Annotated in this window: 19 protein-coding genes; 10 read left to right on the top strand and 9 right to left on the bottom strand. The window is 73.3% G+C overall.

Translation table 11 applies throughout. The annotated features are described in order from the left end of the window. The first annotated feature begins 21 nt into the window (after window positions 1–21). Entirely contained in the window at window positions 22–537 is a 516-nt protein-coding gene (locus SXIN_RS27880) for a flavodoxin domain-containing protein (protein ID WP_095757705.1), read from the top strand. A gap of 139 nt (window positions 538–676) precedes the next feature. Here the strand turns inward: SXIN_RS27880 and SXIN_RS27875 are convergent, their stop codons facing one another. Together SXIN_RS27875 and SXIN_RS27870 are read right to left on the bottom strand one after the other, a co-directional pair. Beyond that, the gene (locus SXIN_RS27875) at window positions 677–1003 is read right to left on the bottom strand and encodes a GNAT family N-acetyltransferase (RefSeq protein ID WP_019708618.1); all 327 of its coding nucleotides are present in this window, start codon (window positions 1001–1003) and stop codon (window positions 677–679) included. A 46-nt stretch (window positions 1004–1049) separates the two neighbouring features. Next, window positions 1050–2003: a pirin family protein gene (locus SXIN_RS27870; protein ID WP_019708619.1), complete on the bottom strand. Its 954-nt coding sequence runs from the start codon at window positions 2001–2003 to the stop codon at window positions 1050–1052. 365 nt (window positions 2004–2368) lie between these two features. Between SXIN_RS27870 and SXIN_RS27865 the strand changes: the two genes are divergently transcribed. Together SXIN_RS27865 and SXIN_RS27860 are read left to right on the top strand one after the other, a co-directional pair. Beyond that, on the top strand, window positions 2369–2638 hold the full coding sequence (locus SXIN_RS27865) for a type II toxin-antitoxin system Phd/YefM family antitoxin (protein WP_019708620.1): 270 nt from the start codon (window positions 2369–2371) through the stop codon (window positions 2636–2638). Further along, window positions 2628–3086, top strand: coding sequence for a type II toxin-antitoxin system VapC family toxin (locus tag SXIN_RS27860; RefSeq protein ID WP_019708621.1), 459 nt, complete (start codon window positions 2628–2630; stop codon window positions 3084–3086). The genes SXIN_RS27865 and SXIN_RS27860 overlap by 11 nt, the downstream gene beginning before the upstream one ends. A gap of 137 nt (window positions 3087–3223) precedes the next feature. Here the strand turns inward: SXIN_RS27860 and SXIN_RS27855 are convergent, their stop codons facing one another. Next, a complete protein-coding gene (locus SXIN_RS27855; protein WP_019708622.1) occupies window positions 3224–3619 on the bottom strand; it encodes an OsmC family protein in 396 nt (131 codons plus the stop codon). 413 nt (window positions 3620–4032) lie between these two features. Here SXIN_RS27855 and SXIN_RS27850 point away from each other — a divergent pair, with 413 nt between their 5' ends. Beyond that, complete coding sequence (locus SXIN_RS27850) at window positions 4033–4830, top strand: inositol monophosphatase family protein (protein WP_019708623.1); 798 nt, start codon at window positions 4033–4035, stop codon at window positions 4828–4830. Between the two features lie 75 nt (window positions 4831–4905). Here SXIN_RS27850 and SXIN_RS27845 read toward each other — a convergent pair whose 3' ends face one another. Further along, entirely contained in the window at window positions 4906–5493 is a 588-nt protein-coding gene (locus tag SXIN_RS27845; protein ID WP_019708624.1) for a TetR/AcrR family transcriptional regulator, read from the bottom strand. A gap of 200 nt (window positions 5494–5693) precedes the next feature. On the opposite strand from SXIN_RS27845, the gene SXIN_RS27840 reads away from it, so the two are divergent. Together SXIN_RS27840 and SXIN_RS27835 are read left to right on the top strand one after the other, a co-directional pair. After that, window positions 5694–6713, top strand: coding sequence for an aldo/keto reductase (locus tag SXIN_RS27840; protein WP_019708625.1), 1020 nt, complete (start codon window positions 5694–5696; stop codon window positions 6711–6713). A gap of 269 nt (window positions 6714–6982) precedes the next feature. After that, complete coding sequence (locus tag SXIN_RS27835; RefSeq protein WP_019708626.1) at window positions 6983–7858, top strand: LLM class flavin-dependent oxidoreductase; 876 nt, start codon at window positions 6983–6985, stop codon at window positions 7856–7858. Window positions 7859–7907: 49 nt separating this feature from the next. Here SXIN_RS27835 and SXIN_RS27830 read toward each other — a convergent pair whose 3' ends face one another. Continuing rightward, on the bottom strand, window positions 7908–8783 hold the full coding sequence (locus tag SXIN_RS27830) for a LysR family transcriptional regulator (protein ID WP_192883637.1): 876 nt from the start codon (window positions 8781–8783) through the stop codon (window positions 7908–7910). A gap of 94 nt (window positions 8784–8877) precedes the next feature. On the opposite strand from SXIN_RS27830, the gene SXIN_RS27825 reads away from it, so the two are divergent. After that, entirely contained in the window at window positions 8878–9618 is a 741-nt protein-coding gene (locus SXIN_RS27825; RefSeq protein WP_019708628.1) for an SDR family oxidoreductase, read from the top strand. A 153-nt stretch (window positions 9619–9771) separates the two neighbouring features. Here SXIN_RS27825 and SXIN_RS27820 read toward each other — a convergent pair whose 3' ends face one another. From SXIN_RS27820 to SXIN_RS27810, 3 genes are all read right to left on the bottom strand, one after another. Continuing rightward, a complete protein-coding gene (locus SXIN_RS27820; RefSeq protein ID WP_095757704.1) occupies window positions 9772–10923 on the bottom strand; it encodes an alpha/beta hydrolase in 1152 nt (383 codons plus the stop codon). A 70-nt stretch (window positions 10924–10993) separates the two neighbouring features. Next, window positions 10994–11587 (bottom strand): GNAT family N-acetyltransferase, encoded by a 594-nt coding sequence (locus SXIN_RS27815; RefSeq protein ID WP_050930782.1) that lies wholly within the window; start codon window positions 11585–11587, stop codon window positions 10994–10996. Window positions 11588–11703: 116 nt separating this feature from the next. Next, window positions 11704–12177 (bottom strand): ATP-binding protein, encoded by a 474-nt coding sequence (locus SXIN_RS27810; RefSeq protein ID WP_019708630.1) that lies wholly within the window; start codon window positions 12175–12177, stop codon window positions 11704–11706. 236 nt (window positions 12178–12413) lie between these two features. On the opposite strand from SXIN_RS27810, the gene SXIN_RS27805 reads away from it, so the two are divergent. From SXIN_RS27805 to SXIN_RS27795, 3 genes are all read left to right on the top strand, one after another. Further along, window positions 12414–13325, top strand: a complete 912-nt coding sequence (locus tag SXIN_RS27805; RefSeq protein WP_019708631.1) for a helix-turn-helix domain-containing protein — start codon at window positions 12414–12416, stop codon at window positions 13323–13325. Further along, entirely contained in the window at window positions 13322–13534 is a 213-nt protein-coding gene (locus SXIN_RS27800) for a DUF397 domain-containing protein (protein WP_095757703.1), read from the top strand. Before SXIN_RS27805 ends, SXIN_RS27800 begins: the two co-directional genes overlap by 4 nt. 172 nt (window positions 13535–13706) lie before the next feature. Then, window positions 13707–14717, top strand: a complete 1011-nt coding sequence (locus SXIN_RS27795; protein WP_039821128.1) for an NAD-dependent epimerase/dehydratase family protein — start codon at window positions 13707–13709, stop codon at window positions 14715–14717. 10 nt (window positions 14718–14727) lie between these two features. Here the strand turns inward: SXIN_RS27795 and SXIN_RS27790 are convergent, their stop codons facing one another. Next, window positions 14728–15711 carry an XdhC family protein gene (locus SXIN_RS27790; RefSeq protein WP_019708634.1) on the bottom strand — a complete coding sequence of 328 codons (984 nt, stop codon included), beginning with the start codon at window positions 15709–15711 and terminating at the stop codon, window positions 14728–14730. Window positions 15712–15726: the final 15 nt, after the last annotated feature.

Below are 15726 nucleotides of genomic sequence, written 5' to 3'. Positions count from 1 at the left end.
ACAGAAGGACGGTGAACACACATGCTCACAGCACAGCGCGTACTCGTCACCTACGGAAGCAAGCACGGTTCCACCGCCGACATCGCCCAGTGGATCGGGGACGTGCTGCGCGCCCGGAAGATCGACGTCGTCGTCCTCCCGGCCTCCGGCGTCCAGGACCTCGAACCGTACGACGCCGTGGTGATCGGCGGCGGCCTCTACGCCGGCCGCTGGCAGAAGGACGCGGCCCGTTTCGCCCGCCGGAACCGCAGGGAACTCGACCGGCGCCCCGTCTGGCTCTTCAGCAGCGGCCCGCTCGACCCCTCCGCCTCCGAGGGCGAGATCCCGCCGCCGAAAGCGGTGGCCCGGATCGCCGAACGGGTGCACGCCCGCGGCCACATGACCTTCGGCGGCCGGCTCCCGGAGGACTCCGACGGCTTCCTCACCCGCCGCCTCGTCGCGGACGGCAGGGGCGGCGACTTCCGCGACCGCGAGCAGATACGGGCCTGGGGCGAGCACATCGCGGCGGAGGTGAACGACACCGGGCCGGCCGGCTGACGCTCGAGCCTGCCGCGCCCGGACCCGATCCGGCGCGGCCAGGCGGCGAGGACACGGCACGAGGCCCGTGGAGCGCAGGCGGCCGGGGCGTGGGCCGCGCCCCGGAGAGCGGAGCCGTCCGCGCCGGCGGCGTTCGGCGTTATGCCGTCTCCGGGTGGGGCAGGCCGAACCGGGCGCGATCCGTTGTGGGGACGAGACCGAGGTAGGCGTCGGCGTGCTCGGCGATGTATTGCCTGACGTAGGGACAGAACGGCAGGACGGCGAGTCCGCGGCGGCGGGCGTCGTCGAGTTGTCCGGCGACCAGCCGCCCGGCCAGGCCGCGTCCCCGGAACTCCGGCAGCGTCTCGGTGTGGGTGAAGGCGATCCTCCGGCCGGTGAGCCGGTAGGCGGAGAAACCGGCCAGCCGTTCACCCTCGTGGATCTCGTAGCGGTTCCCGGCGGGGTTGTCGCGGACAGCGGTGCTCATGCGGTGCTCCTCCGATGCCGCCGGCCGGTCCGCTGCCGGGAGCCGCTCACCGCTCCCCTCCGGCCCGCTGCCAGTGCGGGGCGGCGGCAGGGATCCGCGGCAGCGCGGACTCCACGCGGCCGAACCGGTCGCCCTGCCGCTGCCACGACGCGTGGGCGGCGTCGATCTCCGCCCGGGTGCGGCCCACGAAGTTCCACCACATCAGAATCGGCTCCTCGAACGGCGTGCCGCCCAGGAGCATCGCGCGGGCCGGCTCGCGCACCTCCAGCCGGAGTTCGCCGCGGCCCTCGCCGAGGTAGCCCAGCCGGCCCGGGTGCAGCGGCTTCCCGTGCACGGCGACGGCTCCTTCGAGGACCACCAGGGCGTACTCGAAGCCGGTGCGCAGCGGCACGGTGGCGGAGGCGCGCAGGTCGAGGTCGACGCCGACCAGGGGGGTGTCGCGCCGGGCGGGGCTGACGGCGCCGCCGAAGTCCCCGATCAGCACGGTGGCCGTGCCCGCGCCCCCGTCGAGGTCGGCCTGCGGCAGCCCGGCGTGGTGCTCGAAAGCGGCGGGCCCGTGCCGGGTGGCCTCCGGCAGGGCCACCCACAGCTGGATGCCTTCCAGGGTGCCGCGGTAGTGGCCGGTGGCCTCCTCGGCGTGCGAGACGCCGCCGCCGGCGGTCATCAGGTTGAGCTGTCCGGGTTTGATGACCTGTTCGGAGCCGAGGCTGTCGCGGTGCAGCACCTGCCCGTCGGTGACCCAGGTGACGGTCTGCAGGCCGATGTGGGGGTGCGGTCCGATGTCCAGGCCGCTGTTCTCGGTGACGTCGGCCGGGCCCATGTGGTCGGCGAAGCACCAGGCGCCGACGGTGCGGCGGCCCCGGCGCGGCAGCGCGCGGCGCACCCGGGTCGTCCCGACCGTCGCCTCGCGGCTGTCGCTGATCTCCACGCACGGCGCCTCGGGGTGGCCGGTATCGGCCCGGGTCACGGGGGCGTCGACCGTACTGACCGGTCCGCTCATCACAGCACCTCGTCTTCTGTTGCCTTCACCGCGTACATCGGCGGTGGATCGCCTGCGCATGCTGCCGGGAGTCGTGAGGGGTTTCGGTGTCTTCGGCGGGTCGGGTGCACGGCGCGCGGGGCGTCCGACGGTGGTCCGCGGTGATCGCGGCGCGGTTCGGGAACACAGATACCCGGGTGCGCGTCCGGCGAAAGAAGGAGAATGCCGTCCGGCCGGAGCAACTCGGTGGTGCCGGTCCGGCCAGACAGTTCTCGCCGCCCGCGAGCAGGCGCTTGCGCTTCGCACAGGCGCGATGACGTGGCAGACGCAACCAGTGCCGTGCCACGAGGTAGCACGATGTAGCACCACCGGCTAATATGCGGGTTGTGTCAGCCCAGCACGAGATCACCCAGCGCGACCTGCGCAACCGGTCGAGAGAAATCATGGACGCCGTCCAGAACGGACAGTCCTTTACCGTCACACGGGACGGAAACCGGATCGGCGAACTGATCCCCCTGCGTCGACGCAGACGCTTCGTGCCCCGAGGTGAGTTCGCCGCGATGTCGCACACCGCCCCCGACATCTCCCTGGACGCCTTCCGGTCGGACCAGTCCGCCACCGCCGAGCAGGAGGCGGACGACCCCTATGCCCGCTGAGTACCAGCAGGGTCTGCTCGATACGAACATCATGATCCTGCGCAGATGGGTGGACCCGGAAGAACTCCCCGCAGAGGTGGCGATCAGCGCGATCACCCTGGCGGAACTCTCAGCGGGGCCCCACGAGGTGCGGCGGAACGAGGAGCAGGACGACTACGACGAGTACGCCGAGCGCGCCCGCCGTCTCGATGTCCTGCAGCGGGCCGAGAACGAGTTCGACCCCATCCCCTTCGACGCGGAAGCCGCCCGCATCTACGGCCGAGTGTGCGCGGCTGTGATCGGAGCCGGCCGCAAACCCCGCCGCCGGGTGGCCGACTTGATGATCGCCTCGATCGCCGTCGCCGAGGACCTCCCTCTCTTCACCACCAACCCCGACGACTTCAAGGGACTCGGCGACCTGCTCACCGTCGTCCCTGTGACCCGCCCAAAGGTGCTGCACGACCGCTGAGGCGCACACGTCTCCCTCCAGGAGCCCGCCGGCTGGAACGAACACCAGGGCACCACCGGGGCGGATACCCGGTGGTGCCCTGGCCCGCGCCCGGCCGGCCGGGTGGCCGGGGGCGCCACCGCCCGGCCGGCCGGGTCTCAGTCCACGTCGATCACGACGTGCGGCGGCTGCCGGATCGAGTTGTGCACGGTGCAGTGGTTGACGACGGCCGCCAGTGCCTTGCGGCGCTGCTCGGGCAGTTCCCCGGGGACGACGAGGCGCATCCGCACCTCCCCGACCCGCGCCGGGCGGTCCCCGGCCAGCGCGAACTCCGTCTCCACCCGCAGTCCCTCGCGCGGCAGCCCGTGCCGGGCCAGATAGCGGCCGGCGTAGTAGCCGACGCAGGTGGCCAGCGAGGCGGTGAACAACTCGACGGGGGTGGGGCCGAGGTCGTCGCCCCCGGCGTCCAGGGGCTGGTCCACGGTGAACTCGTGGCCGCGCACCGCGACCGAGTAGGACTCCCCGTCCAGGAAGTTCACGGTCATCTTCTGCATCACGTACCTCCTCGATACCCCTCCAGCCAACCGGAACCGGACAAGGCCGCACAGGGCCGAACGTCCGCACGGCGGAGGGCCGCCCGGGCCCCTCCCACGGGCGAGTGCCGGGTCCGGTGTCCGGGCACCCCGGATGCCCGGACCGGGCCGCGGCTCGGCCGGGCCCTCGCGTTCCGGCTCCCGCCGGACCTCGAGCGTGGTGCTCGGGCCGCCCGCCGGACGGCCCCACTCCCCCGCCCCGTCCGGCCCCCTCCGCTCCGCACCGCGCCACTCGCCGTACGGGCGCGGGCCCGCCGCCCGATACGGTTACGGCTGTACGGCGGCGCCCGCGCCCGCACCGCCGGCGGCCCGCCGGGAGGCGGGGCCGCACCGAAGCCCGATGGGGAACTCTGCCGGAAAGGCCCTGGACCGACGTGAACGAGCACCACGACCTGCAGGCTGTCGCCGAGGAAGCCGTCGAGGCGGGAGTCGCATGGCTCGTGCGAGCCGGGGACGAGTGGTCCGAGAAGAGATTCAAGGAGTCCGGCGAGGAGGTCACGGACGCCGACGTCGAGGTCGAACGTCGGGTGACCCGCGTGCTGCGCGAGCGCACCCCGGACATCCCCGTCATCGGCGAGGAGTCCGCCGAGGGCGGCCCGCTCCCGGAGCGCTGCTGGCTGCTGGACCCCATCGACGGCACCATGAACTACACCCGGGGCGCGCCCCTGCACGCCGTCTCCCTCGCCTACGCGGAGGCCGGGACCCCGTCCGTGGGCGTGCTCCACGCCCCGGCCCTGCACCGCCGCTGGACCGTCGGCCCGCGCAGCGCCCCGGCCACGGAACCGTCCGGGGTGCGCGAGGTCTCCCGGGCCATCGTCTCCGTCACGGGCACCGGATCGCCCCGCTCCCGGTCCGGCACCTTCCTCTCCGGCCTGCTGGGCGGCGTCGCGTACCGGGTGCGGATGCACGGCTGCATGAGCCTGGACCTGGCCGCGGTGGCCGAGGGCTGGCTCGACGCCTGCGTCTGCTTCGGCCCCGCCCCCTGGGACGTGGCCGCGGGCGTCACGCTCCTGCGCCGGAACGGCCTGACCGTCCTGGGCGCGGAGGGCCGCGACTTCACCTTCGGCTCCCCGATCCTGGCGGCCGGCCACCCGGACCTCGCCAAGGAGCTGATCGAGATCTGGGAGTCCCTTCCGGCGAACGACGGGGCGGGCGCCGAGCGGGCTTCCTGAGCCTGCACGGGACGGAGGGGCCCTGCCGGGCGTGTGCCCGCGGCAGGGCTCTCGCCCTCGGGGCCCGGCCGGGCTTCAGCGCGGCCGGCGCAGCCCCGCGATGAGGAGCTCGACCATGCGGCGCGCGTCGTAGCGGGGGTCGTCCGCGCCGACACAGAGGTTGCCGACGCCGCGCATGAGGTCGAGGGCCTTCACGTCGGACCGGATCTCACCGGACTCGGCTGCGGCATCGAGCAGTTCGGTGCACACGGGCACGAGGCGGTCGAGGAAGTAATCGTGCAGCGTCCCGAATCCGGCGTGGTCGGACTGCAGCACAGCGGCGAGCCCGTGCTTGGTGACCAGGAAGTCGACAAAGAGGTCAATCCACTTCCCCAGCGCCGCATAAGGGGTCGGACCGGCCGCCAGCAGGGCCGGGCCGGCCTCGGCGCAGGCTTCGACCTGGTGCCGGAAGACACCGATGATGAGATCCGCCCGCTTCGGGAAGTGGCGGTAGATCGTCCCCACCCCGACGCCCGCCTCGGCCGCGATGTCGCGCACCGGCGCCTCCACGCCCGATCTGACGAAGACCGCGGCGGCCGCGTCGAGCAGAGCCTCCCGGTTGCGCCGGGCGTCCGCCCGTTTGGGCTGGGCCGCACGCCCCGCGCACTCACCGCTGCCTTTCACGGGCGCCGCTCCCTTTCCCCATCACGTTCCCCATCACGCTTGCCAAAGCGGAACACTGTTCCGTATCGTCGTTCCGGAACGAGGTTCCGTTTGCTCATGATGCCAGAGCACGGGCCCGCCACCAAGCCGTGCCGTGCGGTGCCGGCCGTGACATGCCGCCACGCCACCGCACACCCCACCCGTAACGAGGAGACCCTCCCATGCAGTACCGCACCTTGGGCCGCACCGGTGTCCAGGTCAGCACCCTCGCGCTCGGCGCGATGAACTTCGGCGCCATCGGGCGCACCAGCCAGGACGAGGCCACCGCCATCGTCGACGCCGCCCTGGAGGCGGGGATCAACCTCATCGACACCGCCGACATGTACAGCAGGGGCGAGTCGGAGGAGATGGTCGGCAAGGCCATCGCCGGCCGCCGCGACGACATCGTGCTGGCCACGAAGGCAAACATGCCGATGAGCGAGGAGCGCAACCACCAGGGCAGTTCGCGCCGCTGGCTGGTCACCGCGCTGGACGACAGCCTGCGCCGCCTCGGTGTCGACCACGTCGACCTCTACCAGATCCACCGGTGGGACCCGAACACCAGCGACGAGGAGACCCTGTCGGCCCTCACCGACCTCCAACGCGCCGGAAAGATCCGCTACTTCGGCTCCTCGACCTTCCCCGCCCACCGCATCGTGCAGGCGCAGTGGGCCGCCCGCGAGCACCGCCTGAGCCGGTACGTCACCGAGCAGCCCAGCTACTCGATCCTCCAGCGCGGTATCGAGACCCACGTGCTGCCCGTCACCGAGCAGTACGGGCTCGGGGTGCTGGCGTGGAGCCCGCTCGCCTCGGGCTGGCTGACGGGCGCGGTCCGCGCGGGCCGGGAGGTCACGACCAGCCGCTCGGCGGTCATGCCGGAACGCTTCGACCTCACCGTCCCCGCCAACCGGGCCAGGCTCGACGCCGTCGAGCGGCTGGCCGGGGTCGCCGACGAGGCCGGCCTGACGATGATCCAGCTCGCCCTCGGCTTCGTGACCGCGCACCCCGGCGTGACCAGCGCGCTCATCGGCCCCCGCACCCTGGACCACCTGCACACGCAGACCGCCGCGGCCGGCACCGTGCTCTCCGCCGACGTCCTCGACGCGATCGACGGCATCGTCACCCCGGGCACGGACCTCGCCCCGCACGAGAAGTTCGACACCCCGCCCTCGCTGCTCGACGCGTCGCTGCGGCGCCGCTGAACCTCCCGGGAGACAGCCGCTCTCCCGCTTTCCGGGATCCGGGGTAATCGCGCGGGTGCCCGGCGAGACGGCGATCGCCCGCCGGCTCCCCGGGCACTCGCCGATACGGGCCCGGCCCGCGGCGGCTCGTCGCCCGCACACGCCGCACCCGCCGCACCCGCGGCGCCACCGGCTCCACAACCGGGGCCGCGCCCCTCCACCCGTCCGGATCGCATCCCGCCACCGCGCCCCGGCCCCGGCGCCGCGGGCATCGAAAGGATTGACCCTCCATGCCGCACACACCCCCGCCCAGCTTCGGCATCATGACCGCCCCCATGCAGGTCGGCTACCACGACATCCTGCGGGTCTGGCGCGAGGCGGACGCGATCCCGGCCATCGGGCACGCCTGGCTGTTCGACCACCTCATGCCGATCGGCGGCGACCCCAACGGGCCCGCCCACGAGGGCTGGACGCTGCTCTCGGCGCTCGCCGCCCGCACCCGGCGGCTGCGGCTCGGCGTCATGGTGACCAGCAACCGGTTCCGGCCGCCCGCCATGCTGGCCAAGATCGCCACAACCGTGGACATTGTCTCCGGCGGACGGCTCGACTTCGGCATCGGCGTCGGCTCGCGCCCCGAACCCCCGGCCCGGCGCGAGTACGAGGCCCACGGCCTGCCCTTCCACGACACCGCGCACGCCGTGGAGAGCCTCGCCGAAGCCTGCACGCTGATACGGCAGTTGTGGACGGAGGAGAAGCCGTTCGACTTCCACGGCACCCACCACCGGCTCACCGGAGCGTTCGGCAGCCCCAAACCCGTCCAGCGCCCCCATCCGCCGATCCTCATCGGCGGGCGCTCGTCCGCGACGCTGCGCGTGGCCGCCGAGCACGCCGACCTGTGGAACATCCCGGGTGGCGACATCGACGAAGTCGTCCGGCGCAGCGCGCTGCTGGACCGCTACTGCGCCGACATCGGCCGCGACCCCGCGTCCATCACCCGCTCGATCCACCTGCCCGTCTCCTACGACCGGCCCGCCGCCACGCGGGACGCGATCGCCGAGGCGGCCGGCGCCGGCTTCGGGCACATCGTCCTCGGACTGCCGTCGCCCTACCCGGACGGTGTCGCACGGTGGGTCGCCGACGAACTCATCGGCACACCGGCCCGGTAGCCGCCGGCCGGCGTGGGCCCCGCGGGGAGACGCCCGTGCAGGAGGGGGGTCAGAGCCGTGTGGCCATGCGGACCAGCCCGGCGAGGGCGAGCGAGCGGCTGTGCGCGGGCCAGGCGATGTGGGTGACGACGGGGGGCGCGTCGACGACGGGGACGGCGGCGTGCTCGGCCCACAGCCAGGCGCGGGCGGACTCGGGGAAGAGGGCCATGGTGCGTCCGAGGGCGATCAGCTGGGCCAGCTGCGTCTGGTCGTGGATCTCGGGTCCCGGGCCGGGCGGGTACGTGCCGCGGCGGGGCCAGCGGGCGTGCGGAAGGCCGGGGACGTCGGTGACGTCGGCCAGGGACAGCGTCCGGCGCGCGGCCAGGGGGTGCCCGGCGGGCACGATCGCGATCTGCCCCTCGGTCAGAAGTTCCTCGCTGTCGAACCCGGCGAGGGAGTTGAACGGCTTGTGCATGAGCGCCACGTCGGCGCGGCCGTCGCGCAGCATCTCCTCCTGCTCGCACGTACCGCTGGGCAGCACCTCGATCTCGGCGGCGCCGGGCTCGGCCGCGTAGGCGGCGAGGAGCTTCTGCAGCAACTCGTGGGAGGCGGCGGCCTTCACGGCCAGCACCAGGCGGTTGCGGGCGCCGCCGCCCGGGGTGCCCGCGCCACCGGCGCGACGGGTGCGGCGCGCGGCGGCGGTGGCCGCGTCGAGGGCGGCGCGGCCCTCGTACAGCAGGACCTCTCCGGCGCCGGTCAGGGCGACACCGCGGCGGTTGCGCTCCAGCAGGGAGACGCCGAGGCGCCGCTCCATCTGCTGGATCGCCCGGGACAGCGGTGGCTGGGCCATGCCGAGGCGCTCGGCGGCACGGCCGAAGTGCAGTTCCTCGGCGACGGCCAGGAAGTACCGCAGCTCGCGGGTCTCCAGGGTGTCCAGGGCGTCCATGGCCACCAGGGTACGCCGGTGATACCCACCGGGTATGACAGTGCACCGTATCGGTGTTGGATGCGGAAGTCGCCCGAGGGCGAGCATCGAGGACATGAGCGAAACGAAAATCGCGCTGGTGACCGGCGCGAACAAGGGGATCGGATACGAGATCGCGAACGGGCTCGGCGCCCTCGGGTACCGCGTGGGCGTGGGAGCCCGCGACGACGCCCGGCGCGAGTCCGCCGTGGAGAAGCTGCGCGCGGCCGGGGTGGACGCGTTCGGGGTGCCGCTGGACGTGACCGGCGACCGGAGCGTCACCGAGGCCGCGGAACTGGTCGAAGAACAGGCCGGGCACCTGGACGCCCTGGTCAACAACGCCGGCATCTCGGGAGAGGCGACGGGGCCGGGCTGGGGCCAGGACCCCACCGCGCTCGACCTCGACGTGGTCCGCACGGTCGTGGAGACCAACGTCATCGGTGTCATCCGGGTCACCAACGCGATGCTGCCGCTGCTGCGCCGCTCGGCGTCGCCCCGCATCGTCAACGTCTCCAGTTCCGTCGGCTCCCTGACCCGCCAGGCGGACCCGGACATCGACGTCGGCCCCGTCATGGCGGCCTACGCGCCGACGAAGTCGTACCTCAACGCCGTCACCGTGCAGTACGCCCGGCAGTTCGCCGGCACGGACATCCTCATCAACGCCGCCTGCCCGGGCCTGGTCGCGACCGACTTCACCGGCTTCAACGGACCCCGCACCCCCGCGCAGGGCGCGGCCACCGCGATCCGGCTCGCCACCCTGCCCGACGGCGGCCCGACCGGTTCGTTCTTCGAGGACGACGGCGTCATCCCCTGGTGACGCCGGGCCTGCCGTGACCGCGCGGTGGGCCCGGGCACGCTCGACGCGGCGACGGGCCCCGCGGCCGGCACCCCTCGGCCACCGCCTGGGCCGGCAGCTCCTCGGCGCCGCTCCGTGGCCGGGCCGGGTCGTGCTCCGGATCCCGGCCGGCGTTCAGCGCCCCTTCAGGACCCGGTCCGCGAACACCTCGACCGCGTCCACCACCGCCTCGAACCGGGCCGAGGGGAACAGGTCGAAGGCGTGCTGCGCGCCCGGGAGTTCCGCGTGGACGACGGGAGCGGCGGAGGCTGCGCGCAGTGTCTCGGCGAAGCGGCGGGCTTCCGTCGCCGGCACCACCGTGTCCCGGTCACCGTGGACGATGAGGAACGGCGGCGCGTCCGCGCGGACATGGCCGGCCGGGGAGGAGGACCTGTCCTCGTCGTAGTACGGGCCGAAGTAGCCGTTCAGGCAGACGGCCGCGGTGACCGAGGTGTCGGCGTCCTCGAACCCCGGCTGGAAGGCGGGATCATTCGGGGTCAGCGCGGCGAGGGCCGCCATGTGCCCGCCGGCCGAACTGCCCGCGACGAACAGCCGGGACGGATCGGCGCCGTACTCCGGTCCATGGGCACGGACCCAGGCGATCACCCGCTTGAGATCGACGAGATGGTCGGGGTGGCGCGCGGCCGGCTTCAAGCGGTAGTTGGCGCTCACGCAGACCCAGCCCCGGCTCGCGAGGCGGTACAGGAGGGGGAGCGACTGGGTGTTCTTGCGGCCCTGCCGGTATCCCCCGCCGTGCAGATGGATCAGCACCGGGCCGCCCGCCGGGCGGGAGCGGTGGCGGTAGACGTCGAGCAGGTTCCGGCGCCCGGCATCGCCGTAGCGGAGGTTCGGAATCCGTTCGACGTCCCGGCGGCGCGGGAACACCGGCGCGAGCAGGGCCCGGGCGAGCCGGCGGCGGTGGCGGGGCCGCCCGTCCGGCCCGGCACCGGCGGCCGCCCGCCGGTCCGGACCCAGCCCTTCGGCGAGAGCCCGCTCCAGCACCGGGGCGGCCCGCAGACCGCGCCGCGCGATGACCACGAGACCGGCGCCCGTGAGGACTGCCGCCCCAACGACCGCCCATGCGCCGGAAGTTCCGATGTCCCGCTGGGCGAAAGCCAGCAGCGTCGAGGCCACCAGAAAACAACCGCCGATGACCGGCGCCTCGTTGAGCAGCAGTCCGCAGCGGAAGCTCAGCTCGGCGAGTGGCCGTGGCCGCCGCGGCGGCGCCAGCGCGCAGAGCGTTCCAGCCGCGATGACGGCCACGCTGATCAGATATCCGACTGGCACCAAGCTCCCCCGCTCCCCGCCGTTCACACCGCCCTTCGAGTCCTACCACGAAGGCCCGGGCACACCGGGATCAGGGCCGGGGCCCGGTGACCGGAGCCCGGTGACCGGACATGGGCCCGCTCGCCCGCCACTCCGGCGCGAGCACCGACCAGATCTCCATGTCGAACCGCTTTCCCCGGCGCAGGTAGCCCTGGCGCAGCACGCCGTCCCTCGTCATCCCCAGCCGCCGGGCCACGGCGATGCTGGGTCCGTTCCCCGTCACGGCCCACCACTCCACGCGGTGGATGCCCCGCTCCTCGACGGCCCAGTCGATGATGACGCGCGCCGCCCGGGTGACCAGGCCCCGCCCCACCGCCGACGGCTCCAGCCAGCATCCCGCCTCGGCGGTGCCGTGCCGGACGTCGAAGGTCCGGAAGAGCACACCGCCGACCAGCCCGCCGTCGACCCGGATGCCGTAGAGCCGCCCGGTGTCGGCGGCGGCCTTCTCTGCGTACGACTGGAGGTACGCCCGGCTCGACTCCAGGTCCGTGACCACGTCGGCCAGCCCGATGTACTGGCCGATGAACTCCCGCCCCCGGTCCATGTGGGCCAGGAACTCCCCGGCCTGCCACGGCTCCAGCGGACCCAGCACCGCGCCGTCCCCGCCCAGGGACACCGTGAACATCCACGCCTCCAGCATGAGTTGACCGGACCACACTGCGGCGGAATCCTCCCACGGCGATCACGGGCGCCCCAGTGGATTACAGCCCTCGCGGAAGCGGACGATCATCACCCGGCCCTTCAGCGGCCGGGCAGTCGGCACTCCGCCCAGACGGTCTTCCCCGGGCCGTCGCTCCGGGGCTCCCAGCCCCACCGGTCGGCCAGCGCCGCCACCAGCAGCAGGCCACGACCCGACTCCGCAACCGTGTCTCCCTCCCCCGGCCGCACCGGTACGGGCAGCCTCTCGGCCCGGGTGTCGGTCACCTCCGCCCGTACGCCACCGGGGCCGAGGGCCATCCCGAGCCGGAAGTCCCGCCCGGGGACATGCCCGTGCCGCACGGCGTTCGCACACAGCTCCGCCACCACCAGCGTCACGGCGTCGTGCGCATCGCTCCCGTACGGCACGCCCCGCTCGTCCAGCCACTGCCCGGCCAGCCGGCGGGCCAGCCGCGCACCGCGCTGGGTGGAGCTGAAGCGCAGGCTCAGGTCCGGTGCGCTCGCGGGAAGTCGTCCGTGGGTGGCTTGGGTTGCGCACTGATCGGTCTCGCTCGTCATGCCTTCACGCTGACGGCTGGAACCAGCACCTGACCAGCGAAGACGCGCCCCTTCCGCTCACCTGTACGCGCGCGGTGCAAGAGGACCGGGCGGAGCAGCCGGGGTCGAAGGGGCGGGGTGTGCGCGCTGTACGAGCATGGGGCCAGGTTGTACGCGATGTGCGGCGTTACCCGCCCCCTGCACGTCCGGTTGGGCAGTGCTGAGCATACGGCCGGCTGGAAGGACGGTGGGGGCACATGCACGAGGGGGACGACATGCGCGAGGGACCGAAGCGACAGGAGACAACGGCCGCGGACCGGACACCAGGCCACTCGGCAGCCGACGACTTCGAGCCCCGGGACGACGGGGCGGGAACGGGCATCGTGACGGCCTTCGGCCGCCAGCTGAAGCTGCTGCGCACACGAGCGGGGCTGGAACGCCCGCAGCTCGGCTCCCTCACGAACTACTCCGCGTCCTCCATCGCGTCGTTCGAGCAGGGCAGGCGCATCCCGCTGCCCAGGTTCATCGACAGGGCGGACGAGGTGCTGGGGGCAGGCGGTCTCCTCAAGGCGCTGAAAGAGGAGGTCGAACGGGCCCAGTACCCGGGCTTCTTCCGGGATGCCGCGCGCCTTGAGGCGGGCGCCACGGCGCTGTACATCTACGCGAGCCACCTCGTGCCGGGCCTGCTGCAGACCGAGGACTACGCGGAGGCGATTTTCCGGATGCAGCGCCCGCTGCTCACGGAGGACGTGATCAACCAGCGTCTGGCTGCCCGTCTGGCACGGCAGGAGGTCCACAACCGGCGGCCTGCACCACTGATCAGCTTCATCATCGAGGAGTGGGTACTTCTCAGGCCCATCGGCGGCCGTGACACTCTGCGTGGCCAACTGGAGCACATCATTGGGATGGGTAAGCAGCACCGCAATGTCGAGATCCAGGTCATGCCGATCGACCGAGAGGACCATGCCGGTCTGGGTGGCCCGTTCAACTTGATCGACACGGCCCGGGGCCAGCGGATCGCCTACACCGAGGTCCAGGACGACAGCCGTCTCTACACGGAGCAGGCAAAGATCCGCGAACTCGAGACTCGCTATGGCATCCTCCGATCTCAGGCGCTCGATCCGCGCGAGTCCCTGACTCTCGTGGAAAACCTCCTGGGAGAGAGATGACCATTCGACACACCGTGCCGGCCGTCCCCGAGTCTGCTTGGTTCAAGAGCAGCTACAGCAGTGGTGGGGGCGGTGAGTGCGTGGAGGTGGCCGCCATGACGGACACCGTCCACGTCCGGGACTCCAAGAACCTGACCGGTCCTGAACTGACCGTGTCCCCGGATGCCTGGTCGTCCTTCGTCGGACTGGTCACCGGCCCGTCCGCCTGACGGCACCACAGCGAGAGCGAGGGAGCCCTGCCGCACGCCTCTTGGCGCGGCAGGGCTCCCGTTCTTGGCCCGCCCCTCTGCGACCGCTCCGTTCTCCGGCGACCACCGGATCCCGATCCGCTGTCAGCGAATCCCCCTGGGCGCCCCGCTCGCGCGGTGCTTGAGTACCGGGATGGAGATCTTGGTACTGGGTGGAACGGCGTGGGTGGGCCGGGAGGTGGCGCGGCTGGCTTTGGCGCGCGGTCACCGGGTGACGTGCCTCGCGCGGGGCGAGAGCGGCGAAGTCGCGGACGGGGCGCGGCTGGTGGCCGCCGACCGGCGCGAACCCGGTGCGTACGAGCCGCTGCTCGACCGCGCGTGGGACGCCGTGGTCGAGGTCTCCTGGCAGCCGGGGTTCGTCCGCGAGGCGCTCGAAGCCCTGGGCGGCCGGGCCCGGCACTGGACCTACGTCTCCTCCTGCAACGCCTACGCCTCCCACGGCACCCCCGGGGCGGACGAGTCGGCGCCCCTTCTCGCCCCGACCGACCGGAGCGAGGTGGACCGCTCGCTGTACGGGGAGGCGAAGGTCGCCTGCGAGCAGGCGTCGGCGGCGGCCGTGGGCGACCGCCTGCTCATCGCGCGCTCCGGTCTCATCGGCGGCCCGGGCGACCACACCGGGCGCTCCGGCTACTGGGCGGCCCGCGCCGCGCGCGATCCGCACGGGCCGATGCTGGTTCCCGGCACACCTGACCTGCCCACCCAGGTAGTTGACGTAAGGGACCTCACCGCATGGCTGCTCGACAGCGCGGAGGCGGGGGCCACCGGCACGTACAACGCCGTCGGCCCGGTCGGCCCGTTCAGCGAGTGGATCGAGCTGTCCCGAACCATCGGTGGGCACACCGGCCCGGTGGTGACGGCCGACTCGGCATGGCTGCTCGCGAACGGCGTGGCCGAGTACATGGGGGACGAGTCCCTGCCGATGTGGCTGGTGGAGCAGGGCTGGGAGGGCTGGTCGGACCGAGACGGCTCGGCGGCGCACGCCGCGGGCCTCCGCCACCGCCCCCGGTCGGAACTGCTGGCCGACACCCTGCGCTGGGAGCGCGAACAGGGCCTGGACCGGCCCCGCCGCGCGGGCCTCAGCGCGGGCCGCGAGCGCGAACTGCTGGACGCCTGGCGGAAGATGCGGCCCTGGGCATCTGCCTGAACGCGTTGCTTCAGGCGTCCGCTGCGAGAGCGGTGGCCCGGATGGGCAGGTCACCGTCGCGGAGCGGCCGTCCGCCGCGTCCGTTGCCGGCCGCGACGAGCTCGGCGAGGATGGACAGGGCGCTCTCGGCGAGGGAGGTTCCGCCGAGGTCGAGGCCGGCCGGCCCGTGCAGGCGGTCGAGCCCCGGGGTGCCTGCCAGGCGCCGCAGGCGTTGGGCATGGGTGGTCCGGCTGCCCAGGGCGGCGACGTATCCGGCCGGGCCGGTCAGGGCGGCGCGGAGGGCGCGGTCGTCGATGCGTGGGTCGTGGCTGAGCGCGACGACCGCGTCGTGGGCGTCGAGCGGGTGGCGGGTGATCCACTCGTCGGGCCAGGTGCGGACGGCTGTGACGGGGTCCGGGAAGGCTCCGGAGGCGACATGGGCGGGCCGGGGGTCGAGGACGACGGTCTTGCGGTGCAGCGGGGCGGCCAGAGCGGCGAGTACCGCTGCGAGGTCGGTGGCACCGACCAGCAGCAGCCGCGGCCGCTGCCCCAGCTCTTCCGTGTGGGCGGGGCCGTCGTCGGGCAGCCGGCTCACGGTGGCGGCCGCCGACCAGGTGTACGGCGGCCGCAGCTGGACCCGGACCGCGAGCGGACGGTCCTCGGCCAGTGCCGTGGTGATCGCGGAGTGGACGGGCTCGGGTGGCGCGGCCACGACCAGGACCCGCAGGTCACCGGCGCAGGCGGGCGCTTCCTCCCAGGGCAGCAGGTGTTCCCCGGGCGACACGGTCGTCACGTGCGGCGCCGCTCCCGCCAGGACCTCGCGGGCCTTCTCCAGGACGATGCCCTCGACGCAGCCGCCCGACAGCGAGCCCCGCCACGTACCGTCCCCGGCGACGGCCATGGTGGCGCCGAGTGGCCGTGATCCGGGGCCGTCGCGGCCCACCAGCCGGGCGAGCACCACCGGCCGGCCCGCGCGGTGATGGGCGTCGGCGAAAGGCCAGATCTCGCGCAGCACCTGTACTCCTCTCCT

Origin of the sequence: Streptomyces xinghaiensis S187, from assembly GCF_000220705.2 — a bacterium.
GTDB lineage: Bacteria > Actinomycetota > Actinomycetes > Streptomycetales > Streptomycetaceae > Streptomyces > Streptomyces xinghaiensis.
This window is presented reverse-complemented; position numbering and strand designations above follow the sequence as displayed.